This is a genomic window from Bacillus hominis (genome assembly GCF_018332515.1).
Classification (GTDB): Bacteria; Bacillota; Bacilli; order Bacillales; family Bacillaceae_G; genus Bacillus_A; species Bacillus_A hominis.
The window spans coordinates 13,987-36,691 of the sequence record NZ_BOQD01000036.1 but is presented as its reverse complement, the minus strand read 5'-3'; the positions used below and the strand labels follow the sequence as shown (position 1 = coordinate 36,691).

Sequence of the window (22,705 nt, the reverse complement as noted above, 5' to 3'; positions counted from 1 at the left end):
TTTACGGGCAGTTGATCTTCCACTTAACTTCTTTGCTCAAGCAGAATTTTGAGGTGGGAGTCCTACTGCCCGTTAATGCGGGATAAAGTGAAAAGCCGTGCTGATGTACGGCTTTTTGTTGTTATTGTGTCTAACATGATAGGTAGGGTGATATTCTATGTCGAAGCCTCGATATTTCTTGGGAAATGCGGAAGATCCCGTCGATATATAGGGAAGACATTAGAGCGCTTCTTTACATTTCTGGATTTGAACTAATAATGTTTCGTATTCTTGTTCGAGAAATATGATGTCATCATGCTGATTTGGGATAGAAATCCGGCTGATGATTTCAGTTAATTTTGTTTGTAACCTCAATAATTCTTGTTCAGTAACGTTTACAGAAGCTTCGGTTGTTCTTTTTGTGTATTGCTCGTAATTGCCGTGGAATATTCTTGGCTCTCTCTCATCTACTTGTAGAATATGGTCTGCAACAGAACGAACGAAGGCACGGTCATGGCTAATGAAAAGTATAGTGCCAGGATATTCTTGTAACATGCTTTCTAATTCTTCTTGCGTCGCTAAGTCTAAATAGTTTGTCGGTTCATCGAGCAGAAGCATATTATAGTTTCCTAAAAATACTTTTGCGAGTGCAACCTTCATTCGTTCACCACCACTTAAGACGTGCACAGGTTTATGAACATCTTCACGGCGGAAAAGTAGCCTTGCAAGTATTGTTCGAACGAACGATTCAGTATAGTTCGTTTCTTCTAGAACATTTTCTAAAATTGTTTTATCTGTGTTTAAAATAGATAATGTTTGTTCAAAGTATCCGATTTTACAACTCTTTGAAAGTTGGATACCACGCTCCTTTGCAAGAAGCATGTTGAATAAAGTTGTTTTTCCACTTCCGTTTGCTCCTACAATAGCAAGCTTTGCACCAGGGGCGATTGTCCCGTTCATATTTTTAAATAATGTACGATCACCTATTTTCTTTGTTGCTTTATTGAACTGTACTGCCACTTTACTATGAATGGGGGTATGGTATTGCACGTCAAACTGAGCTTGAGAAAGTTCCTTTGGCTTTTCTTTCTTTTCTAATTTTTCGAGACGTGTCTCTACTGCTTTCGCTGCTTTGCTAACCTGTTCTTGGCCATGAGCCCCACTTAATTTATAAAGTTTAGATTCAGATGAACTGAACCGTGTTGGGACTTTTGTCATGCTAGAAGCACGTTGCTTTCTTTGTAAAATTGATTGCTCTAAACGATTTTTTTCGTTTACATATTGCTCATATTCCGCTTGTTTTTGTATTCGCTCACGTTCTTTTTGTTTTCGATAGTTTGAATAATTCCCTTTATATTCTTGAATAGTACCATCTTCAATTTCGATGATTTTGGTACATATGGCATTTAGGAAATCGCGATCATGTGATATTAAAACTAGTGCACCTTTATAAGATAAAAGTGCCTTTTCTAATTGCTCTGTACCGATCATATCTAAGTGACTTGTTGGTTCATCAGCGAATAGAATACCTGCATCTTGTTCGAGGGCATGGGCAATCTTTAGGCGCATTCGTTCACCGCCGCTCATTGAATTTGCGACGCTTGAAATATTCCATTTTCCTTTAGCGAGGGAAGAAGCGGTTTCCGGTATTTCTTCGCTAAGCTGAGGAATGATGGAGATAGAACTATGATGAGTTACTGTACCTTTGTCAGCTTCTATTTCTTTACTTAATATTTGTAATAACGTAGATTTTCCAGCTCCGTTGACTCCGACAATTCCTATACGATCGTTTGCTTGAATTTCTAGTGATGGTAACGTAAATATGGTGCGATCACCAAAGCTCTTTTCGATATTACGTGCGATTAAAATAGTCATAAAAAAACCTCCCTAGTTTCACTAGAGAGGATAAACGTCGCCCTGGTATGTAAAAATCGTACATAAATAAACGATTTTTCACATGATCGTATCGAAAGAAAGTATCGACAAATGGACAGACTAATCCTCTGCTAGTTTTCATCATTTTTGTTCACTATTTGTGATGGATGAAATAAATAAGAGAATTAGAACTTCATTGGTCAAAGTACCTTCCTTTCATAATATTATTTTTATTGTATGCGCATACAAATGGATTTGTCAAACTTATTTCTGTGTGCTATTTTTGAATTTATTATTATACAATTGTGCTTTTGACAGCGCCTCAGCATCGTTCTTGATTTCATCCAATCCATTCGCATCCCCAATAATATACCCTTCAAATGATGAACCAACAAAATCAAAGATATATTGGAACTGGGCGATAAGTGGCAATGCTTTCAGTTTTGGACTGTCTCCGCCAACGATGACAACGTACATTTTTTTACCTTTCATTTTTTCTTTGAAATGAAGAGATGTATCACGCAAGCTTTGTGACCAGCGATCAACGAAGTTCTTCATGTGGCCGCTCATTCCGTACCAGTATAGCGGTGTAGCGAAGATAATTGTGTCGTGCTCTAGCATGCGCTCAATTAACTGCCCATAGTCATCATTTACAGGTTGAAATCCTTCTACATCATGTCGCTGATCTATGATTGGACGGACAATATGATCACGCAAGTAAATTTGTTCTGTTTCAATCCCATCAATCACCATATGTGTTAAAGCTTCCGTATTTCCGTTTTGTCTTGAACTGCCATGTATAACAAACATGTAATCATCCCTTTTCTTTTGCTTGTTTTAGGAGTGAAACGTGTTTTTGTAAATTCGTTTGAATGTTGGAAAGTAATGAGATTTGCCTTGTTACTTCCTTGAGCTTATCTTCGTAAAGCACAAGGATGCTACTGCACGGATTTTCGTACAGGTGCGGCTCGATTTCAAGGCAACGCAGCATTGTTGCTGTCTCTTCTAAATTCAAGCCGAGCTGTAAATACATTTGGATAAGCTCTACTTTTTCAATGGCACTTTTATCGAAATCACGGTAGCCATTTGTAAGGCGATTTGAAGGGAGCAATCCCTTTTCTTCATAATGTCTTAGTGATCTCTCGCTAACGCCAGTTTCTTTTGATAACTCTCCAATTCGCACTGCATTTCACTCCTTTTACATGTATTGTAAACCTTCACACTAATGTGAAGGTCAACTCTGTTTTTTCGCAAAAAAATCTACATGATTTAAAAACACTTGAATGGCTTTAGACGGGATGAAATATTTGCCGCGCACGATGGAGAATGGGCGGATTAGTTTTTCATTTGGAACTTTGACGTGGAATAGTTCTTTGGCTAGTAGTTCTTTCCGCACGGTCCAGTCAGAAAGTATAGCGATGCCGAGCCCGGCACTAACTGCTTCCTTCACGCTTTGGATACTACTGAATGTAAAGAATCGTTTCATTTTTAAATGATGTTGATGAATAAAGCGGTCACTATAAGCACGTGTACCAGAACCACTTTCTCTTAATACCCATACTTGGTCTTGGAGAGTAGTTTCGTTTATATCTTTGATGTGAAGTAATGGATGATTTGGTGGAACGACGAGCTTCATTTCATCTTGCATAAACGTTTCAACGTCCACGTCAGCGTATACGACCTGACCTTCCACTAAGCCGATATCGATTTGATTGGAGCGGAGGCTTTGCAAAACTTCTTCTGTATTTGAGATAAATGTATGAACTTCGACGTGTGGATTTTCATTCGCATAGTTAGCGAGTATTTTTGGGAGTAAGTATTCGCCAATTGTAAAACTAGCGCCGATGCGAAGTGTTCCTGTTACAACGTTATGTAACTCGTTAATTTCTTGTTTTGCTTCTTCATAGAGAGAGAGCATTTGCTTTGCATGTATGTATAATATGTTTCCAGCTTCCGTAACTTGGACGTGCTTTGGGGACCGCTGAATAAGTGTAGTCCCAAATTCATTTTCCAGGTTGCGAATGTGCATACTAACGCCGGGTTGTGAAAGATTTAATAGTTCTGCTGCACGGGAGAAATGTTTCTGTTCAACGACCGTAACAAAAATCTTTAAAATATCTACATTCATTTGCTAAGCTCCTTTCGTTTTTCTTTCATCTTATCATAAGTATTTCTGATGATAGGGATTCAATATTGATATTAAACTTATTATAAAAATTCTCTTATAATGTAAGTAGAAAGAACATGCATGTTCCAATACGATTATTGGGGTGGTATAAGGTGGAACAAACACTTGTTATACAAAAGAAGAAGGGCTTTGGATTTTCGCAAGGTATTGGGATTACATTATTAATCGCCATTGTCGCGAAATATTTAGCAGAGCTTCCGTTTTTAAATATTATGGGACAATTAGTAATTGCTATTCTAATTGGGATGGTTTGGCGAGCAGCTATCGGAGTTCCGCAAGAAGCGCTAGCGGGAACGAACTTTGCAAGTAAGAAGTTGCTTCGCTTCGGGATCATCTTACTTGGAATGCGGTTAAATCTTGTAGATATTGCGAAGGCGGGACCAAAAGTATTGGTTATCGCAGCGGTTGTTATTACATTTACAATTTTCGTTGTATACGGACTAACAAAAGTATTTAAAGTAGAAAAGAAACTTGGGATTTTAACAGCATGCGGGACGGCAATTTGCGGTGCGGCTGCGGTCGTGGCAATTGCACCGCAAGTGAAAGCGAAAGATGAAGAAACAGCAGTCGGGGCAGCAATTATTGCAATTTTAGGTACGATATTTACACTTATTTATACGCTATTATATCCAGTGCTTGGCTTATCTCCGTACGGATATGGCGTGTTCTCGGGAGCGACACTACATGAAATCGCCCACGTTATCGCGGCGGCCGCACCAGGCGGTAGTACGGCTGTAGACATCGCAGTTATTGTGAAATTAACGCGCGTAGCGATGCTTGTTCCAGTAGCGATTTTAATTGGATTATGGTTTGGTAAGAGCGAGGGAAGCAAAGAAAAAAGATCGTGGCGCGATCTTCCGATTCCTTGGTTCATCTTCGGATTTTTAGCAATGAGTGCGGTGCATTCGCTTGGGATTATACCAGAAGTTGTTGCCGGATATATTGTAGTCATTGCGTACATGCTTATTGCAATGGCGATGGCAGGACTCGGTTTAAATGTAGAGTTTAAAACGTTCCGCAAATTAGGAAGCAGAGCATTTGTGGCAGGATTGATTGGCTCGGTTTGCTTATCTGTTCTTGGGTACGTTCTTGTATATGCATTAGGATTTATGTAGTAGCAAAGAGGCATCTTATAGATGCCTCTTTTTTTACCTTTTTTTGTAAAGATATCTTTACTTGCAATTGGAAAATATTTATAATTAAAGTAAAGATATCTTTACTTTCGAAGGTGGAGCCTATGGGTGTGAAAAATAAAATAAAAGAGTTAAGAAAGCAAAATCACATAACACAAATTGAAATGGCAAAGGCGATGCAAGTGACGCGGCAGACAATCGTGGCAATTGAGAACCACCACTATAACCCGAGTCTAGAGTTATCCTTAAAAATCGCCAAATATTTTGGAATGAAGGTAGAGGAAATATTTACGCTAGAGTAAGGGGAGAGCAAATGAACGATACTAAAAAGTTGTATATTGCTACTGTCTTAGGATTATGTGGAGGAGACGTTTTAGTTCGTATTATGGATCCATCTATACCAATTTTACCGCTAATAGTTAGTAACATTTTAGCAATTGTATTGTTGACGGTGTATGTGTATTACAAAAAGCGTAAGTACAAAAAAGAAGAGATTCCAGATATAGATGAGCGAGTAAATGAAAATATAAAAAAGTATGTAAATGTTTCATTTATATTCGCGTTTATTCTGCTTATAGTTTATCTTGTTGCGAGTAAAGCGATAGGAAGGGCTGTTATACCGATTCCAGAAATATTCATTGTATGTAGTTTCTTATTTGCTAGTAGTCTCATCTTAGGAGTAATGGCGGGAAAACGAGCATGGCGATAGGAGGAATGAAAATGCAAGATGAGTTTGAGAGATTTCAATCGGATAAAGCCTTTAAATATTTAGGGTTATTTTTAACAACTAGTTTAGCGATATGGAGTATATATAATTTAATTGTTTACGGAAATGCTGGTATGCCATTTGTTTTATTTGTACTAGGGCAGTTTGTTTATTTCGTTGTGAATTATTGGCCGAAGTGGAAATATAGAAATAAAAAAGAGGCTGATCGTGTATGAATAAACAAGGGGTTATGAGATTTTTAGGGAGTCTATTTTTAGCGGGAATTTTTTAAAATACGAGTTTAGTCATTTTAAATATTTCGTGGGGAACGATATTGATTTCAAATGTAGCTCTTATTATTTTATATGCTGTGTCTGAGTATAAGGAGAAAAAGCGATTAAAAGAAGAAGGCGTACCTGCATTAGATGAGAGGATCATGAAAAAATGCAGCAATATTTTATGGTTTGTATGGTAGCGTTCTTTTTACTTTTTATCTCGTATCTTTGCGTGAATAAGTATTTAGATAGAGAGCTCGTGGATGTAAATGAATCATTATATATAGTTATTTTTGGACTGTTAATTAGCGTAGCGTCGACGAGTGTATTAGCAACAAGGGACATCAAATAAATATATAAAGGGGAAACGGGATGGGACTAGCGGTATTATGTGTTGCGACGGCTATATTTGCAATTTTGTGGGGGATGCAAAACTTCTCTCGTAATCCAGTGCCAAGTGTCTGTATTATGATTGGTGCTGTAAGTTTATCATACTATTTATTAGTTTTAGCGCATTATCATAAAACAGCAACAAGTGTTGTTGTTGGGGCAATTGTTTTATCTTGTGGACGTGCCATACAAAAGGGTTTTCTTCCATAAAAGCTGTTTATACAAAAGGTATAAACAGCTTTTTGTATTTTTTTTACAAACTACTTGAAAGTTACGTTACGTCATCTTTTATAATGAAGGAGAAGAGGTGATGGGGTTGATTTCGATTCAAGAACTAACGAGGGAAACGGGGGTTACAGTAAGGACGTTACGTTATTATGATCAAATCGATTTATTAAAGCCGAGTGGGAAAACTGATGGAGGACATCGGTTATATAGCGAGAGAGACGTTGTTCGTTTGCAGCAAATTTTATTTTTAAAAGAAATGGGATTTTCGTTAAAAGAGATTACGAATATGTTAACAACGGGTGAGATCAATTTAAAAGTATCGCTTGAAAAACAACTTAAGTTTGTACAAGAAGAACAGAAAAAATTTAATCGAATGGAACGTATTTTACAAGCAGTCGTATATTCAGTAGACGTCGAAGGAGAAATGGATTGGAAAGTTATGTTTGAGCTTATTCAGCTTTCAAAACAGTCTCCGCGAATACGTGAAATGTTTCAAAATGAAATTTTTTCTAAGGAAGAACAAAAGTTACTTCATAATTTGCCGAACATGAGTGAAGAAGACCCGAATGTTTTAGAGTGGGTAGATTTATTAAAGCAACTACGTAACTTTATGAAAGACGGTAAGGAAGCATCGTGTGATGAAGTACAAGGCGTAACAAAGAAATTAATGCAGAAATGTTTAGAGATGGCAAATGGTGATGAAGCATTTTTAGATAAATTGTGGGAAGTAAGAAAGTCAAAAGAAGATTCACAGAAAATGAGTATGTATCCAATTGAAGAAGAGTTAATAGTGTATATGGATGAAGCTTTTCGTATTTACGATGAAAGGGAGATGGGTAAATGAGTATACTGGCAGAATATCGGTGGTATTTTTTAATTGGTGCTGAAATTGTATTTTGGTTATCAGCTATCGGTTTCTTTTTACTCCGTTACGGATTCCGTTTGAAAAAGGCGAGTTTTATTATGGGGATTGTGCTACTCATAAATGAAGTGTTTATTTTAACTTTAGGGGTAGTGGACTATTATCAAACCGGAAAGTTCTCTAATTTTCAAATCATTACGGTAATCATTTTATTATATGCAGTTTTTTATGGGAAAAAGGATTTGAAGAAATTAGATATATATGTGCGAAAATTAGTTGCGAAGTGGCGAAATGAACCACTTCCTATTATCGAAGAACAGGTAGAATTAACGGGTATGGCCTATGCGAAACAGGAAATAAAAAATTGGGCTTTGCATCTTATTTTGTTTGTTGTTGTTCATATTTTCTTTTTCTTCGCGTATGGGTTTATTCCAGTCGAACAGTGGGGCAATTGGTTAGAGTCAGGAATTGTTTTAAATAAAGCAGCAAGCCGTGTAAGCCAAGTATGGGCTATTATTCTTTTAGCGGATACTGCAATTTCATTTTCATATGTGATTTTCCCGAAAAAGGAGAAAGAAAAAGAGAAGCTACTTTCGTAGAGGAAAGTAGCTTTTTCTAGTATACCAATAGTTTGTATAGGAGAGGATAACAATAGGAAAAAGAACAGGTTTTATATGCTTATTTCTCTTTAGTTTAGTAGCATGCTCACAACCTACCAGTACAATTGATAAGAAGAATGATGTCATTGTAAAGGGAGCAGGAACTTCCAATCTAGATAAATTCGAACAGTTCGTTTTGAATGTTGATCAAGGGAAAGTTGATAAAATAAGAATTGTACATTACACACATGAAGGTGACCCGATTTTTCAAACGTTAGAGCATAGTGGGAAAGATGTACTTTATGTGTTAGATAATAGGCAAGATCAATTTGCTGGTGACCATAAAGGGTTACATAAAGATAGTTGTAAAAGTATTGTTAAAGAGCAGCGCAAATCAGAAATCACTTATAGGTTAATAGAGTGTACGAATGAAAATGGGCGCAATGGATATGACTTATTCTATGTACCTAAAAAATAGAGTTAGTAGAGGAAGGAGGTATTTATTCCTTCCTTTTTTTATGTATATATTGTCGAAAGTTTTACCGAATATCTGTTCGTTTTTTTAGGTTTTTTATGAGTATTCGTGGTAAAATAATAATACAGATTTTTATGAGGAGGTCGGATTTTAGTTGGAACATCAATTTGAAATTATCTCAGAGTATTCCCCGCAAGGTGATCAGCCGGGAGCGATAGAGAAGCTTGTAGAGGGACTTAATAGTGGAAAGAAAAAGCAAGTGTTGCTTGGAGCGACAGGAACGGGTAAGACATTTACGATTTCAAATGTCATTAAAGAGGTGCAGAAGCCAACACTTGTAATGGCTCATAATAAAACGTTAGCAGGGCAGTTATATAGTGAGCTGAAAGATTTCTTTCCTAACAATTCTGTTGAGTATTTTGTTAGTTATTACGATTATTATCAGCCGGAAGCGTACGTACCACATACGGATACGTTTATTGAAAAAGATGCGCAAATTAACGATGAAATCGATAAATTACGCCACTCGGCAACGTCTTCCTTATTTGAACGAGATGATGTTATTATCGTTGCGAGTGTATCGTGCATATATGGTTTAGGTTCTCCGGAAGAATACCGCGAGTTAGTTGTTTCACTTCGAGTTGGTATGGAAAAGGACCGCAATCAATTGCTTCGTGAACTTGTTGATGTACAGTATGGACGTAATGATATTGATTTCAAGCGTGGTACATTCCGTGTGCGCGGAGATGTAGTTGAAATTTTCCCGGCATCACTTGACGAGCATTGTATTCGAATTGAATTTTTCGGAGATGAAATAGATCGTATTCGAGAAGTAAATGCATTAACGGGTGAAGTATTATCAGAACGTGATCATGTAGCAATCTTCCCAGCATCTCACTTCGTTACACGTGAAGAAAAGCTGAAGGTAGCTATTGAAAATATAGAAAAAGAATTAGAAGAGCGTTTAAAAGAATTAAATGATAACGGTAAATTGTTAGAAGCGCAGCGCATAGAACAACGTACACGTTATGATTTAGAAATGATGCGCGAGATGGGTTTTTGTTCAGGGATTGAAAACTATTCCCGTCATTTAACACTTCGTCCAGCAGGTTCAACGCCGTATACGCTTTTAGATTATTTTCCAGAGGATTTCTTAATTGTTATGGATGAGTCGCATGTATCGGTTCCGCAAGTAAGAGCGATGTATAACGGGGACCAAGCACGTAAGCAGGTGCTTGTTGATCATGGATTCCGTCTGCCATCAGCTTTAGATAATAGACCGCTCACATTTGATGAGTTTGAAGAGAAAACGAATCAAGTTATTTACGTTTCGGCAACGCCAGGACCGTACGAGTTAGAGCAGTCACCGGAAGTAGTAGAACAAATTATTCGTCCAACAGGGCTTTTAGATCCACCAATTGATATACGACCAATTGAAGGACAAATAGATGATTTATTAGGAGAAATCCATGACCGGATTGCGAAAAATGAACGTGTATTAATTACGACTTTAACGAAAAAAATGTCAGAGGATTTAACGGATTACTTAAAAGATGTAGGAATTAAAGTGAACTATCTTCACTCTGAAATTAAAACGTTAGAACGTATTGAAATTATTCGTGACCTTCGCCTTGGTAAGTTTGATGTACTTGTCGGTATTAACTTATTACGAGAAGGATTAGATATTCCAGAAGTATCACTTGTAGCTATTTTAGATGCTGATAAGGAAGGATTCCTACGTTCAGAGCGTTCATTAATTCAAACAATTGGTCGTGCGGCACGTAATGAAAACGGCCGCGTTATTATGTACGCAGATCGTATAACAAGATCAATGGGAATTGCGATTGAAGAAACGCAGCGTCGTCGCCAGTTGCAAGAAGCTTACAATAAAGAGCATGGTATTACGCCGAAGACAATTCAAAAAGGAGTACGTGACGTTATTCGTGCGACAACAGCAGCTGAGGATACGGAAACGTATGAAACAGCACCAGCTAAGAAGATGACGAAAAAAGAACGTGAAAATACAATTGCGAAGATGGAAGCAGAGATGAAAGAAGCAGCAAAAGCGTTAGATTTCGAGCGTGCAGCTGAATTAAGAGATTTACTATTAGAATTAAAAGCGGAAGGGTGAAAAGAGTGAGTAAGGATTTTATTGTTGTAAAAGGTGCTAGAGCGCATAATTTAAAAAATATTGACGTAACCATTCCGAGAAATCAGCTTGTTGTTGTGACGGGATTGTCTGGTTCAGGAAAATCATCGTTAGCATTTGATACGATTTATGCGGAAGGGCAGCGTAGATACGTGGAATCTTTATCCGCGTATGCGCGCCAGTTTTTAGGGCAAATGGATAAGCCGGATGTTGATACGATTGAGGGTTTATCTCCAGCGATTTCAATTGATCAAAAAACGACGAGTCGTAATCCACGTTCAACGGTTGGAACGGTAACAGAGATTTATGATTATTTACGTTTATTATTCGCACGAATTGGTACGCCGATTTGTCCGAATCATGGAATTGAAATTACATCACAAACAGTGGAACAGATGGTAGACCGTGTTCTTGAATATCCTGAACGTACGAAGTTGCAAGTGCTAGCGCCTATCGTGTCAGGGCGTAAAGGTACGCATGTGAAAGTATTAGAAGATATTAAGAAGCAAGGTTATGTTCGTGTGCGCGTTGATGGAGAGATGCTGGATGTATCTGAAGAGATTACGTTAGAAAAAAATAAGAAGCATTCAATTGAAGTTGTTATTGACCGTATTGTTGTGAAAGAAGGAATTGCAAGCCGACTTGCAGATTCACTCGAAAGTGCTTTAAAGCTTGGCGGGGGCCGAGTTTTAATCGATGTAATGGGAGAGGAAGAACTTCTATTTAGTGAACATCATGCTTGTCCGCATTGTGGTTTTTCAATCGGAGAATTAGAGCCGCGTATGTTCTCGTTCAATAGTCCGTTCGGCGCGTGTCCTTCTTGTGATGGACTTGGCTCGAAGTTAGAGGTAGATTTAGAGCTTGTTATTCCGAACTGGGATGTATCATTAAATGAACATGCGATTGCTCCTTGGGAACCGACAAGTTCACAATATTACCCGCAATTATTAAAATCTGTGTGTAATCATTACGGCATCGATATGGATATGCCGGTGAAAGATATACCGAGGGATTTATTTGATAAAGTGTTGTATGGAAGCGGTGAAGAGAAGGTTTATTTCCGCTATGTGAATGAATTTGGTCAAGTAAAGGAAAATGAGATTTTATTTGAAGGTGTTATTCCGAATATCGAGCGTCGTTATCGTGAGACGAGTTCTGATTATGTTCGTGAGCAAATGGAGAAATATATGGCGGAGCAAGCTTGTCCAAAGTGTAAAGGCGGACGCTTAAAGCCTGAGAGTTTAGCTGTTTTCGTTGGTGATAAAACGATTGCCGATGTAACGAAATATTCTGTTCAAGAAGTACAGGAGTTCTTCTCGAATGTTGAGTTAACTGAGAAACAACAAAAAATTGCTCATTTAATTTTAAGAGAAATTCAGGAACGCGTTGGGTTCTTAGTGAACGTCGGTTTAGATTATTTAACGTTAAGTCGTGCCGCAGGAACTTTATCAGGTGGTGAGGCGCAGCGTATTCGTTTAGCAACGCAAATTGGTTCTCGCCTTACTGGTGTACTGTATATCCTCGATGAGCCTTCTATTGGTTTGCATCAGCGCGATAATGATCGTCTTATTCGTACATTGCAGGAAATGCGTGATTTAGGAAATACGTTAATCGTTGTTGAGCATGATGAAGATACGATGATGGCTGCTGATTATTTACTTGATATCGGACCTGGTGCAGGTATTCATGGTGGTCAAGTTGTATCAGCAGGTACACCAGCTGAAGTTATGCAAGACGAGAATTCATTAACAGGGAAATATTTAAGCGGTAAAGAGTTTATTCCGGTACCACTTGAAAGACGTAAAGGTGATGGACGTAAAGTGGAGATTGTCGGTGCGAAAGAAAATAACTTGAAAAACGCGAAGATGTCATTCCCTCTAGGAACATTTGTAGCAGTGACAGGCGTATCTGGCTCTGGAAAAAGTACGATGATTAATGAAGTGCTATACAAATCGTTAGCTCAAAAGTTATATAAAGCAAAAGCGAAGCCAGGAGTTCATAAAGAAATTAAAGGTCTTGAGCAGTTAGATAAAGTTATTGATATTGATCAATCACCAATCGGGCGTACACCACGTTCCAACCCAGCAACATATACAGGTGTATTCGATGATATTCGTGATGTGTTTGCGCAAACGAATGAAGCGAAAGTGCGTGGATATCAAAAAGGACGTTTCAGCTTTAACGTAAAAGGCGGCCGTTGTGAAGCGTGTCGTGGTGATGGAATTATTAAAATTGAAATGCATTTCTTACCAGACGTGTATGTTCCGTGTGAAGTTTGTCACGGTAAACGTTACAACCGTGAAACGTTAGAAGTGAAATATAAAGATAAGAATATTTCTGAAGTGTTAGGGATGACAATTGAAGATGGGGTAGAGTTCTTTGCTAACATCCCGAAAATTAAGCGTAAACTTCAAACACTTGTAGATGTAGGGCTTGGTTATATGAAATTAGGACAACCAGCTACGACGTTATCAGGTGGTGAGGCGCAGCGTGTGAAATTAGCTTCTGAATTACATCGTCGCTCTACAGGGCGTACGTTATACATTTTAGATGAGCCGACGACTGGCTTACATGCCCATGATATTGCACGTCTTCTAGAAGTGTTGCAACGTCTTGTTGAAAGCGGGGAGACAGTACTTGTAATCGAGCATAATTTAGATGTTATTAAAACAGCTGATTATATCGTGGATCTTGGGCCAGAAGGCGGAGACAAAGGCGGACAAATCGTTGCTTCCGGAACGCCAGAGCAAGTAGTGAAAGAAGAACGCTCGTATACAGGTAAGTATTTAAAAGAGATTTTAAATCGTGATAAAGCAAGAATGAAAGAGAAAATAAAAGAAGTAGAGTTATCACAATAAGTTGTTAATGAAAACCGAGTGGAAATTACACTCGGTTTTCATTTCACTAAGGGAACCTGGTAAGATTGTTAGTAGGTATACAAGCGTGAAGAATAGAATAAGTTGGTATAAGAGTTTGCGTGTTACTTGCGTTTATTATCTATTAGCGTATGATGAAATATATATGTTAAAAGGATGTGTAAGGAAATGAGATGGATTGTATCACTTCTTGTAAATAGCGTTGTGTTAATCGCTGTATCCGGACTTTTAAAAGGGGTTGCACCAGACGCATTTTACATAGCAAATATACAAACTGCAATTATTGCGAGTATTATATTGGCGATTTTAAACGTATTTGTAAAGCCGCTTTTAATTTTAATTACGCTACCAATTACTCTTGTAACTTTCGGTTTCTTCTTAATTGTTATTAATGCGATTACGTTAAAGATGACGGATTCATTATTAGGGGACGCCTTTAATATATCTGGATTTGGTGTAGCGATTGTTGCGGCAATTTGTATTTCGATTTTTAATATGATAATTGACAAAGTAATTGTTGAACCATTACATGAAAAAAAGAGAAAATGACAAAAAGAAAAACATTTCATGATTCATATGAAATGTTTTTTTCTATTTATTAGAAACCGTGTTTCTTGTTTCCAAAAAAAAATGGTACAATATCCGGTAGAATGGAATTTTACATCAAATGAGACTGAACCCGCAGCGGAGTGGAGGTTTATACATATGCCGAAAGTAAGGACAAAAGATTTAATTGAACAATTTCAATTGGAGTTAGTAAGTGGTGAAGAAGGGATTCATCGTCCGATTGATACGAGTGATTTATCACGACCTGGAATTGAAATGGCAGGATTTTTTACATATTATCCAGCTGATCGCGTGCAGCTTCTTGGAAAAACGGAGCTTACATTCTTTGATACGTTAACGACAGAGCAAAAGCAAGAGAGAATGAAAGCGCTTTGTACGGAAGAGACACCTTGTATTATTGTAACTCGTAATCAAGATGTGCCGGATGAGTTATTACAAGCATCACGTGAATCAGGCGTGCCTTTATTACGTTCTTCTCAAACGACGACGAGATTATCAAGTCGTTTAACAAACTATTTAGAAGGTAAGCTAGCGCCAACAACAGCTGTTCATGGTGTGTTAGTAGATATTTATGGCGTTGGTGTTTTAATTACAGGTCAAAGTGGTGTCGGGAAAAGTGAGACAGCGCTTGAACTTGTAAAGCGTGGTCACCGCCTTGTTGCGGATGATAGCGTAGAAATTCGTCAAGAAGATGAAGACACATTAGTAGGAAGCTCACCTGATTTAATTGAGCACTTATTAGAAATTCGTGGTCTAGGTATTATTAACGTAATGACGTTATTCGGTGCAGGGGCAGTACGAAATTATAAACGTATTACGCTTGTTATTAATCTTGAAATTTGGGATCAAAAGAAAAATTATGATCGCTTAGGTCTTGATGAAGAGAAGATGAAGATTATTGATACAGAACTTACGAAGATTACACTTCCAGTTCGTCCTGGTCGAAACTTGGCTGTTATTATTGAAGTAGCAGCGATGAACTTCAGATTAAAACGTATGGGAGTCAATGCGGCACAGCAGTTCTCTGAACGATTAATGAGTGCGATTGAGTTAGGAAATCAAGAGTAGACTCTGGAGAGGGAGGTCATACATATGCTGTTAGGTTCCGTACCACAGCTTGACCGTGTAGCAATCCAACTCGGACCGTTCCCTGTTTATTGGTATGGGGTTATTATCGGTACAGGTGTGCTATTAGGTCTTTGGCTAGCAACTCGCGAGGGAGAAAGGCTAGGTATTCACAAAGATACATTTATCGATCTTGTATTAATCGCAGTACCAATTGCCATTCTTTTTGCGAGAATGTATTATGTCATTTTTGAATGGGAATATTATTCGCAAAATCCGAGTCAAATTATTAATATTCGTCAAGGTGGTTTGGCGATTCACGGTGGTTTAATCGGGGCTGTTATTACAGGGATTCTTTTTGCGAAACGACGCGGGCTTTCATTCTGGAAGTTAGCGGATATTGCTGCGCCAAGTATTTTACTAGGACAAGCAATTGGCCGATGGGGAAACTTTATGAACCAAGAGGCGCATGGTGATGAAGTAACGAGACAGTTTTTAGAAGGTCTTCATTTACCGGATTTCATTATTAATCAAATGTACATTGATGGTGTGTATTATCACCCAACGTTTTTATATGAATCGTTATGGAACTTTGCAGGTGTTATTTTACTACTCGCGTTACGAAAAGTGAATTTACGCCGCGGGGAACTATTCTTCACATATTTAATTTGGTATTCAGTGGGACGCTTCTTCGTAGAAGGTTTGCGTACAGATAGTTTAATGTTAGGACCACTTCGTATTGCACAAGTAATGTCTATTGGAATTGTTGTTATTTCTATTATTTTCATTATTGTGAGACGAAAAACGGGGCAAGCTGATAAAAGATATTTAGAAAATTAGAGAAAAGTAGCATCTTATATAAGATGCTGCTTCTTTCATATTCAGATAATGAAAGGATCAAGGACGATGAAAATAAATACAGTATTATTTGATTTAGATGGAACGTTAATTAATACAAATGAACTTATTATCTCTTCTTTTTTACATACGTTACATACATATTATCCAAATCAGTATAAGCGTGAAGACGTATTGCCATTTATCGGTCCATCTTTGCACGATACTTTTAGTAATATTGATGCAAGCAAGGTTGAAGAGATGATTACATGTTATCGTCAATTTAATCATGAGCATCATGATGAATTAGTGGAAGAATATGAAACTGTATATGAAACAGTTCAAGAATTGAAGAAGCAAGGCTATAAGGTTGGCATTGTTACAACGAAAGCAAGAAAGACGGTTGAAATGGGATTGAAGCTTTCGAAACTTGATCAGTTTTTTGATGTTGTCGTGACAATTGATGATGTGGAACATGTGAAACCACATCCAGAACCACTTCAAAAAGCGCTCGAATTATTAGATGCAAATCCAGAAGAAACATTGATGGTTGGTGATAATCATCATGATATCGTTGGTGGACAAAATGCAGGTACGAAAACAGTAGCGGTTTCATGGACATTGAAAGGTAGAGCGTATTTAGAAGCTTACAAGCCAGACTTTATGCTAGATAAGATGAGTGATTTACTACCGATTTTGTCCGGTATTAACCGCTCATAAAGTTTCACTTTATTTAAGTAGAGGTGAGAGCTAAGTGCGACGGACAACGCGCTATCCTGTTTCAGGAGAAAATTCATTGTGGAATGTGTATAAAACAGTTTCTTTTTGGAAGGTAATGAAAAACTTTATTATCATCCAAATCGCACGTTACACGCCATTTTTATCCGTAAAGAGTTGGCTATATCGCACGTTTTTACGGATGGAAGTAGGAAAGAAAACGTCGTTTGCACTTATGGTAATGCCGGACATTATGTTTCCAGAAAAGATTACTGTGGGAGACAATTCAATTATCGGCTATAATACAACGCTTTTAGCGCATGAATATTTAATTCGTGAGTATCGACTCGGAGAAATCATCATAGGGAATGAAGTTATGATTGGAGCGAATACGACAGTTTTACCAGGTGTGACGATTGGAGATGGTGCTATCGTTTCTGCTGGCACACTTGTCCATAAAGATGTACCAGGCGGCGCTTTCGTAGGCGGAAATCCGATGCGTATTATTTATACGAAAGAGGAAATGGCCACTAGAGAAGGTTGATGTTAAAAATGTAACATTTCCCTTCTCTTTTTATGAATAAAAAGGAAATAATTGATTACAATATACTGTTTTGTTTTTTACGGAATCGTTTATACTTATAGATAGAAGAATGTGTGAACGAAGAAAACAAAAAACTGGAGGATATATGGGGAAAAATCAAAGAATATATAAGGAGAACGGACAAGTTATCTCTTTTAATCAATTAGCGGACTTCTTTTATAAAAAAGGGATGAGGGCTTATAAAGGGCAAAAATTGCAAGATGCAATTAAATATTTTCGAAGAGCGGCACAAAGCGAGAAGGAGCCGTTTATTTTATGCCAACTAGCAATAACATTATCTGAATCTGGTGAATATCAAGAGTCGAATCAGATATTTTTAAAGCTTGTTAGATCCAATCCTGAACTTGAGCAATGCAATTATTTTATTGCAAATAATTATGCATATATGGGCTTGTTTCAACAGGCGAAGAAGTATGCAGAGCGATATTTAGAAGTTGCGGAAGAGAAGGAATTCGTAGAAGATACATTAGAATTGCTTGAGATTATGGAAGAAGAAGCAATGGGTGAGGAAGAGATTGAGGATGAAGATGAGCTAATTGTTATGCAGGAAGAAGCGAACCGCTACATTCGTAACGGACAACTAGAAGAGGCGATTGCTACATTAGAAGTTGTTACGAAAGAATATCCAGAATTTTGGTCGGGCCATAATAATTTAGCGATTGCGCATTTTCAATCAGGTAATGTAGATCAAGCGCTCAAGTTAACAGAAATGATTTTAGAGAAAAATCCTGGTAATATGCATGCGCTTTGTAATACGCTTATTTTTCTATATTCAATTGGAGAGCATAAGCAAGTAGAGTTATTAGCAGGGCAGTTAGTTTCGGTATATCCAATTTCATTTGAGCATCGTTTGAAACTTGGGACAACGCTTGCAACAATTGGTCATTTTGAAACTGCATATAAATGGTTCAAAGTATTAAAGCGTCAAGGGTACGAAGGAGACGTTAGTTTTTATTACTGGTTTGCATACTCTGCGTATATGGTGAAGGAACAGCAAGTAGCTGAAAAAATGTGGCAACATGTTGTAGAATTGCATCCTGATAAAAAAGGAAAAGAACCGTGGAATGCACTTAATTTAGCAGATGAAGGACAAAACCTTTTATTTGAAGAATTACGAAAATCATTTCAGCAAAGCGCGACGCTAGAAGAGCAAATGCTAGCTTTATATTTAATGAATGAATTGTCAACGCCAGAGAAGGTTGGTTTTTTCTTTGATATAACGCAAGCGAAAAATGGTGTTCCAATCGTATCACAACTTGCAAAATATTTCTTTTTACTTAATAGTCATAAAAGCATTCCAGCTGATTTACAGCAATTCGAACAGTGCGTGCGAATTGCGGACGCGTTATACAATTATACGAAAAAAGACGATGAATTAATCGAAGAGTGTTTAAATTTTTGGTTTTGTACGTTCATACGTTTATATACATCTGGAGCGACCTTTACAAATGTGTACGGTTGGTCAGCGGCAATTGAATATATTGTACGCGGCGAACAAAGAAATAAGATGACACAGGCAGAGCTTGGCGATGTATATAATGTATCTGTAGCGACTGTACGAAAGTATGTGCAGGCTGTTAAGCGCACGCACACGTAGGGTAGGCAAATCATTGGGAAAAAAATGATGCTAACAGTATAATGAGGGTAACTTAATGTGTATGAATGAATGGGAGTGAATAGTGTGTCAGAAGAAAAAATTTATGATGTCATTATTATTGGTGCAGGACCAGCTGGTATGACAGCTGCGGTATATACATCTCGTGCGAATTTAAGCACACTGATGCTTGAGCGTGGTATTCCAGGTGGACAAATGGCAAATACAGAAGATGTAGAGAACTATCCAGGTTATGAGTCTATTTTAGGACCAGACTTATCAAATAAAATGTTTGAGCATGCGAAGAAATTTGGTGCTGAATATGCATACGGTGATGTGAAAAAAATCATCGATGGTAAAGAGTACAAAACAATTATTGCTGGTAAAAAAGAATATAAAGCACGTGCAATTATCGTTGCAAGCGGTGCAGAGTATAAAAAAATTGGTGTGCCAGGTGAAACAGAACTTGGCGGCCGCGGTGTATCATATTGTGCAGTATGTGATGGTGCATTCTTTAAAGGGAAAGAACTTGTTGTTATTGGCGGCGGAGATTCTGCTGTTGAAGAGGGTGTGTTCTTAACACGCTTCGCATCAAAAGTAACAATCGTTCACCGTCGTGACACGCTTCGTGCACAGAAAATTTTACAAGATCGTGCTTTCCAAAATGAGAAAGTAGATTTCATTTGGAATCACACTATAAAAGAAATTAACGACGCAAATGGTAAAGTAGGAAGCGTAACACTTGTAGATGTAAACAGCGGAGAAGAACAAGAAGTTAAAACTGACGGCGTTTTCATATACATCGGTATGTTACCACTATCAAAACCGTTTGTTGAGTTAGGTATTACAAATGAAAATGGTTATTTTGAAACGAACGAGCGTATGGAAACGAAAGTTCCTGGTATTTTCGCAGCTGGTGATGTTCGTGAAAAAATGCTTCGTCAAATTGTAACTGCAACAGGCGATGGTAGTATTGCAGCGCAGAGTGCACAGCATTATATAGAAGAGTTAGTAGAGGAACTAAAGACTGTAACAGAAAAATAAGGTTATTTTTCCTTTTGAGAAGAAAGCTGCCGATAGGTGGCTTTCTTTTTTGTTCAAATGTCAAACTTTTGTCAAAAATAATTAAGAATATAATGTTTCTTATTGTTATACTAGAATTTACGGAAAAAATCACTATAAGAAATGAGGAATTTATTCAGTATGGAATGGCGTAATATATATCGTGGATTTTGTATGGGTGTTAGTGATTTAATTCCTGGTGTGAGCGGCGGAACAATCGCTGTTGTGTTAGGGATTTATGAACAATTGCTCGCAGCAATTAGCGGATTCTTTAGTCGTGAATGGAAAAAACATTTAGCGTTTTTAATCCCACTTGCAGCTGGTGTAGCGGCAGCTTTTCTAACGTTAAGTCACGTTATTAAATATTTATTAGCAAATCATTATGAACCGACTCAATTTTTCTTCCTCGGTTTAATTATTAGTATATTACCGATGTTAATGAGAGAAGCTGATGCAAAGGCAACGTTTAAAGGTAGTCATATTGCCTTATTAATAATTGCAGCAATTCTTGTTGCAATAACAGCATTCTTTAAACCAGATAAGGCAGCGGATCCAATTACGACGTTAACAATTTTAAATGCAATTGGTTTATTTTTCGCAGGATGGATGGCTAGTATGGCTATGCTTCTTCCTGGAATTAGTGGATCGTTTATTTTATTAATTATTGGTGTGTATCCAACAGCAATTAACGCTTTAACTACACTCAATTTACCGTTAATCGTGGTTATCGGTGCCGGCGTTATGGCCGGATTTGTTGTAAGTAGTAAAGGAATTAGTTATTTGTTAGATCGTTATAAAAGTATGACATTTGCGGCAATTATTGGGCTCGTTATCGGGTCGATTGTCATTGTGTTCCCTGGCATTCCGACTGGTGGGATTTCAATTGTAAGTTCAATTATTACTTTTATTTTAGGATTTGCGATTGTTACTTACTTCGGTAAGAAATAAGGGCTTTTCGTCCCCTTAACGGTAAAAACGTTAAGGGGATTTTTATGTGCTATTCATGGGAAGTAAGGCATTTTGATTGCTTGTTATAGAAAGAATTTTTACAATTACTTAGCAAAAGGGTACTGGCACCTTCGTTGTAGCAAACTGTTTTTGATAGTATAATGAAATGAGTATGCAGTGAAAAATTTTGCTGCAAGTAGCTGAGGTGAAGAAACATGCAAAGAGTGACAAACTGTGTGTTAATTAGAGATAATGAAGTACTCTTACTCCAAAAACCTCGCCGAAATTGGTGGGTTGCACCGGGCGGGAAAATGGAGCGTGGTGAGACGGTAAGAGATACCGTTGTTCGCGAGTATCGTGAAGAAACAGGTATTTATTTAAAGAATCCAGCATTAAAAGGGGTCTTCACTTTTGTCATCCAAGAAGGTGATAAAGTTGTTTCTGAATGGATGATGTTCTCCTTTTTAGCAACAGATTTTGCAGGAGAAAACAAATTAGAGAGCGAAGAAGGCATCATTGGTTGGCATACATTTGATAAAATTGATGATTTAGCAATGGCACCAGGAGATTATCACATTATTGATTATTTAATTAAAGGGAATGGTATAATCTACGGTACATTTGTATATACCCCAGATTTTGAGTTGCTTTCATATCGATTAGATCCGAGTTAAACCTTCAAGGAGAGGATACGATGACAGAGAATAATGATATAAAAATGGTAATTATTACAGGGATGTCTGGAGCTGGAAAAACGGTAGCGTTACAAAGTTTTGAAGATTTAGGATATTTTTGTGTAGATAATTTACCACCGATGTTATTGCCGAAGTTTATTGAACTTATGGCGGATTCAAAAGGTAAAATGAATAAAGTAGCACTCGGTATTGATTTACGTGGCCGAGAGTTTTTTGAATATTTATGGGGAGCACTTGATGATTTATCAGAACGTACATGGATTATTCCTCATATTTTATTTTTAGATGCGAAAGATAGCACGCTTGTAACTCGTTATAAAGAAACGAGACGTTCGCATCCACTTGCGCCAACTGGATTGCCGTTAAAGGGAATTGAAGCTGAGCGTGGTCTATTAACTGATATGAAAGCGCGAGCGAATATTGTGCTTGATACATCTGATTTGAAACCGAAAGAATTACGAGAGAAAATTGTTCACTTGTTCTCAACAGAAACTGAGCAAGCGTTCCGTGTAAATGTTATGTCATTTGGATTTAAGTACGGAATTCCAATTGATGCTGATTTAGTATTTGATGTTCGTTTTTTACCAAATCCATATTATATTCCACATATGAAGCCATTAACAGGACTGGATGAAGAAGTTTCGTCGTATGTGTTGAAATTTAATGAAACACATAAGTTTTTAGAGAAATTGACGGATCTTATCACTTTCATGCTGCCTCATTATAAAAGAGAAGGTAAGAGTCAACTTGTAATTGCGATTGGATGTACAGGTGGACAACATCGTTCTGTTACGCTTACAGAGTACCTTGGGAAACATTTGAAACCAGAGTATAGCGTTCATGTATCTCATCGTGATGTGGAGAAGAGAAAGGGCCATTAA

General features: G+C 37.5%; 24 protein-coding genes and 1 pseudogene. 21 read left to right on the top strand and 4 right to left on the bottom strand.

The window, feature by feature from the left end; translation table 11 throughout:
- Positions 1 to 219: 219 nt before the first annotated feature.
- The 4 genes from abc-f to KI356_RS05580 form a co-directional block, all read right to left on the bottom strand.
- Positions 220 to 1,854, bottom strand: coding sequence for a ribosomal protection-like ABC-F family protein (gene abc-f, locus KI356_RS05595; RefSeq protein WP_212935006.1), 1,635 nt, complete (start codon positions 1,852 to 1,854; stop codon positions 220 to 222).
- Positions 1,855 to 2,118: 264 nt separating this feature from the next.
- A complete protein-coding gene (locus tag KI356_RS05590) occupies positions 2,119 to 2,664 on the bottom strand; it encodes a flavodoxin family protein (RefSeq protein WP_212935005.1) in 546 nt (181 codons plus the stop codon).
- Between the two features lie 4 nt (positions 2,665 to 2,668).
- A complete protein-coding gene (locus KI356_RS05585) occupies positions 2,669 to 3,037 on the bottom strand; it encodes a MerR family transcriptional regulator (RefSeq protein ID WP_128281839.1) in 369 nt (122 codons plus the stop codon).
- 51 nt (positions 3,038 to 3,088) lie between these two features.
- Positions 3,089 to 3,982 (bottom strand): LysR family transcriptional regulator, encoded by an 894-nt coding sequence (locus KI356_RS05580; RefSeq protein WP_212935004.1) that lies wholly within the window; start codon positions 3,980 to 3,982, stop codon positions 3,089 to 3,091.
- Positions 3,983 to 4,134: 152 nt separating this feature from the next.
- Between KI356_RS05580 and KI356_RS05575 the strand changes: the two genes are divergently transcribed.
- From KI356_RS05575 to rapZ, 21 genes and pseudogenes are all read left to right on the top strand, one after another.
- Positions 4,135 to 5,157, top strand: a complete 1,023-nt coding sequence (locus tag KI356_RS05575) for a YeiH family protein (RefSeq protein WP_212935003.1) — start codon at positions 4,135 to 4,137, stop codon at positions 5,155 to 5,157.
- A 122-nt stretch (positions 5,158 to 5,279) separates the two neighbouring features.
- On the top strand, positions 5,280 to 5,477 hold the full coding sequence (locus KI356_RS05570) for a helix-turn-helix transcriptional regulator (RefSeq protein ID WP_088079706.1): 198 nt from the start codon (positions 5,280 to 5,282) through the stop codon (positions 5,475 to 5,477).
- Positions 5,478 to 5,488: 11 nt separating this feature from the next.
- Entirely contained in the window at positions 5,489 to 5,884 is a 396-nt protein-coding gene (locus KI356_RS05565) for a hypothetical protein (protein WP_212935002.1), read from the top strand.
- Positions 5,885 to 5,895: 11 nt separating this feature from the next.
- Positions 5,896 to 6,117: a hypothetical protein gene (locus KI356_RS05560; RefSeq protein ID WP_128281844.1), complete on the top strand. Its 222-nt coding sequence runs from the start codon at positions 5,896 to 5,898 to the stop codon at positions 6,115 to 6,117.
- A gap of 71 nt (positions 6,118 to 6,188) precedes the next feature.
- Positions 6,189 to 6,508: pseudogene (locus KI356_RS05555) on the top strand (ATPase).
- 20 nt (positions 6,509 to 6,528) lie between these two features.
- Positions 6,529 to 6,756, top strand: a complete 228-nt coding sequence (locus KI356_RS05550) for a hypothetical protein (RefSeq protein ID WP_212935001.1) — start codon at positions 6,529 to 6,531, stop codon at positions 6,754 to 6,756.
- 100 nt (positions 6,757 to 6,856) lie between these two features.
- Positions 6,857 to 7,618, top strand: a complete 762-nt coding sequence (locus KI356_RS05545) for a MerR family transcriptional regulator (protein ID WP_212935000.1) — start codon at positions 6,857 to 6,859, stop codon at positions 7,616 to 7,618.
- Positions 7,615 to 8,235, top strand: a complete 621-nt coding sequence (locus KI356_RS05540) for a hypothetical protein (RefSeq protein ID WP_212934999.1) — start codon at positions 7,615 to 7,617, stop codon at positions 8,233 to 8,235. The genes KI356_RS05545 and KI356_RS05540 overlap by 4 nt, the downstream gene beginning before the upstream one ends.
- Before the next feature lie 46 nt (positions 8,236 to 8,281).
- Positions 8,282 to 8,713 carry a DUF4362 domain-containing protein gene (locus tag KI356_RS05535; RefSeq protein ID WP_128281847.1) on the top strand — a complete coding sequence of 144 codons (432 nt, stop codon included), beginning with the start codon at positions 8,282 to 8,284 and terminating at the stop codon, positions 8,711 to 8,713.
- Positions 8,714 to 8,864: 151 nt separating this feature from the next.
- Positions 8,865 to 10,841, top strand: a complete 1,977-nt coding sequence (gene uvrB, locus KI356_RS05530) for an excinuclease ABC subunit B (RefSeq protein ID WP_212934998.1) — start codon at positions 8,865 to 8,867, stop codon at positions 10,839 to 10,841.
- A 5-nt stretch (positions 10,842 to 10,846) separates the two neighbouring features.
- A complete protein-coding gene (gene uvrA, locus KI356_RS05525) occupies positions 10,847 to 13,717 on the top strand; it encodes an excinuclease ABC subunit UvrA (protein ID WP_212934997.1) in 2,871 nt (956 codons plus the stop codon).
- A gap of 186 nt (positions 13,718 to 13,903) precedes the next feature.
- Positions 13,904 to 14,284 carry a phage holin family protein gene (locus KI356_RS05520; RefSeq protein ID WP_128281850.1) on the top strand — a complete coding sequence of 127 codons (381 nt, stop codon included), beginning with the start codon at positions 13,904 to 13,906 and terminating at the stop codon, positions 14,282 to 14,284.
- 156 nt (positions 14,285 to 14,440) lie between these two features.
- Positions 14,441 to 15,370 carry an HPr(Ser) kinase/phosphatase gene (gene hprK, locus KI356_RS05515; protein ID WP_001127254.1) on the top strand — a complete coding sequence of 310 codons (930 nt, stop codon included), beginning with the start codon at positions 14,441 to 14,443 and terminating at the stop codon, positions 15,368 to 15,370.
- Positions 15,371 to 15,394: 24 nt separating this feature from the next.
- Positions 15,395 to 16,207 (top strand): prolipoprotein diacylglyceryl transferase, encoded by an 813-nt coding sequence (gene lgt, locus KI356_RS05510; protein ID WP_128281851.1) that lies wholly within the window; start codon positions 15,395 to 15,397, stop codon positions 16,205 to 16,207.
- A gap of 66 nt (positions 16,208 to 16,273) precedes the next feature.
- Positions 16,274 to 16,924 (top strand): pyrophosphatase PpaX, encoded by a 651-nt coding sequence (gene ppaX / locus KI356_RS05505; protein ID WP_212934996.1) that lies wholly within the window; start codon positions 16,274 to 16,276, stop codon positions 16,922 to 16,924.
- 34 nt (positions 16,925 to 16,958) lie between these two features.
- Positions 16,959 to 17,465, top strand: a complete 507-nt coding sequence (locus KI356_RS05500; protein WP_212934995.1) for an acyltransferase — start codon at positions 16,959 to 16,961, stop codon at positions 17,463 to 17,465.
- A gap of 145 nt (positions 17,466 to 17,610) precedes the next feature.
- Complete coding sequence (locus KI356_RS05495; protein WP_128281853.1) at positions 17,611 to 19,122, top strand: tetratricopeptide repeat protein; 1,512 nt, start codon at positions 17,611 to 17,613, stop codon at positions 19,120 to 19,122.
- Between the two features lie 84 nt (positions 19,123 to 19,206).
- Positions 19,207 to 20,163 (top strand): thioredoxin-disulfide reductase, encoded by a 957-nt coding sequence (trxB, locus tag KI356_RS05490; protein WP_128281854.1) that lies wholly within the window; start codon positions 19,207 to 19,209, stop codon positions 20,161 to 20,163.
- Between the two features lie 159 nt (positions 20,164 to 20,322).
- Entirely contained in the window at positions 20,323 to 21,129 is an 807-nt protein-coding gene (locus KI356_RS05485) for a DUF368 domain-containing protein (RefSeq protein ID WP_212934994.1), read from the top strand.
- Between the two features lie 215 nt (positions 21,130 to 21,344).
- Positions 21,345 to 21,803: an NUDIX hydrolase gene (locus KI356_RS05480; protein ID WP_002124062.1), complete on the top strand. Its 459-nt coding sequence runs from the start codon at positions 21,345 to 21,347 to the stop codon at positions 21,801 to 21,803.
- 20 nt (positions 21,804 to 21,823) lie between these two features.
- Positions 21,824 to 22,705 (top strand): RNase adapter RapZ, encoded by an 882-nt coding sequence (gene rapZ / locus KI356_RS05475; protein WP_002016084.1) that lies wholly within the window; start codon positions 21,824 to 21,826, stop codon positions 22,703 to 22,705.

Bases quoted from the DNA above. Each gene is read 5' to 3' on its own strand.
- abc-f (WP_212935006.1), bottom strand. From the start codon at position 1,854: ATGACTATTTTAATCGCACGTAATATCGAAAAGAGCTTTGGTGATCGC.
- KI356_RS05590 (WP_212935005.1), bottom strand. From the start codon at position 2,664: ATGTTTGTTATACATGGCAGTTCAAGACAAAACGGAAATACGGAAGCT.
- KI356_RS05580 (WP_212935004.1), bottom strand. From the start codon at position 3,982: ATGAATGTAGATATTTTAAAGATTTTTGTTACGGTCGTTGAACAGAAA.
- KI356_RS05570 (WP_088079706.1), top strand. From the start codon at position 5,280: ATGGGTGTGAAAAATAAAATAAAAGAGTTAAGAAAGCAAAATCACATA.
- KI356_RS05565 (WP_212935002.1), top strand. From the start codon at position 5,489: ATGAACGATACTAAAAAGTTGTATATTGCTACTGTCTTAGGATTATGT.
- KI356_RS05560 (WP_128281844.1), top strand. From the start codon at position 5,896: ATGCAAGATGAGTTTGAGAGATTTCAATCGGATAAAGCCTTTAAATAT.
- KI356_RS05550 (WP_212935001.1), top strand. From the start codon at position 6,529: ATGGGACTAGCGGTATTATGTGTTGCGACGGCTATATTTGCAATTTTG.
- KI356_RS05545 (WP_212935000.1), top strand. From the start codon at position 6,857: ATGGGGTTGATTTCGATTCAAGAACTAACGAGGGAAACGGGGGTTACA.
- KI356_RS05540 (WP_212934999.1), top strand. From the start codon at position 7,615: ATGAGTATACTGGCAGAATATCGGTGGTATTTTTTAATTGGTGCTGAA.
- KI356_RS05520 (WP_128281850.1), top strand. From the start codon at position 13,904: ATGAGATGGATTGTATCACTTCTTGTAAATAGCGTTGTGTTAATCGCT.
- hprK (WP_001127254.1), top strand. From the start codon at position 14,441: ATGCCGAAAGTAAGGACAAAAGATTTAATTGAACAATTTCAATTGGAG.
- lgt (WP_128281851.1), top strand. From the start codon at position 15,395: ATGCTGTTAGGTTCCGTACCACAGCTTGACCGTGTAGCAATCCAACTC.
- ppaX (WP_212934996.1), top strand. From the start codon at position 16,274: ATGAAAATAAATACAGTATTATTTGATTTAGATGGAACGTTAATTAAT.
- KI356_RS05495 (WP_128281853.1), top strand. From the start codon at position 17,611: ATGGGGAAAAATCAAAGAATATATAAGGAGAACGGACAAGTTATCTCT.
- KI356_RS05485 (WP_212934994.1), top strand. From the start codon at position 20,323: ATGGAATGGCGTAATATATATCGTGGATTTTGTATGGGTGTTAGTGAT.
- KI356_RS05480 (WP_002124062.1), top strand. From the start codon at position 21,345: ATGCAAAGAGTGACAAACTGTGTGTTAATTAGAGATAATGAAGTACTC.
- rapZ (WP_002016084.1), top strand. From the start codon at position 21,824: ATGACAGAGAATAATGATATAAAAATGGTAATTATTACAGGGATGTCT.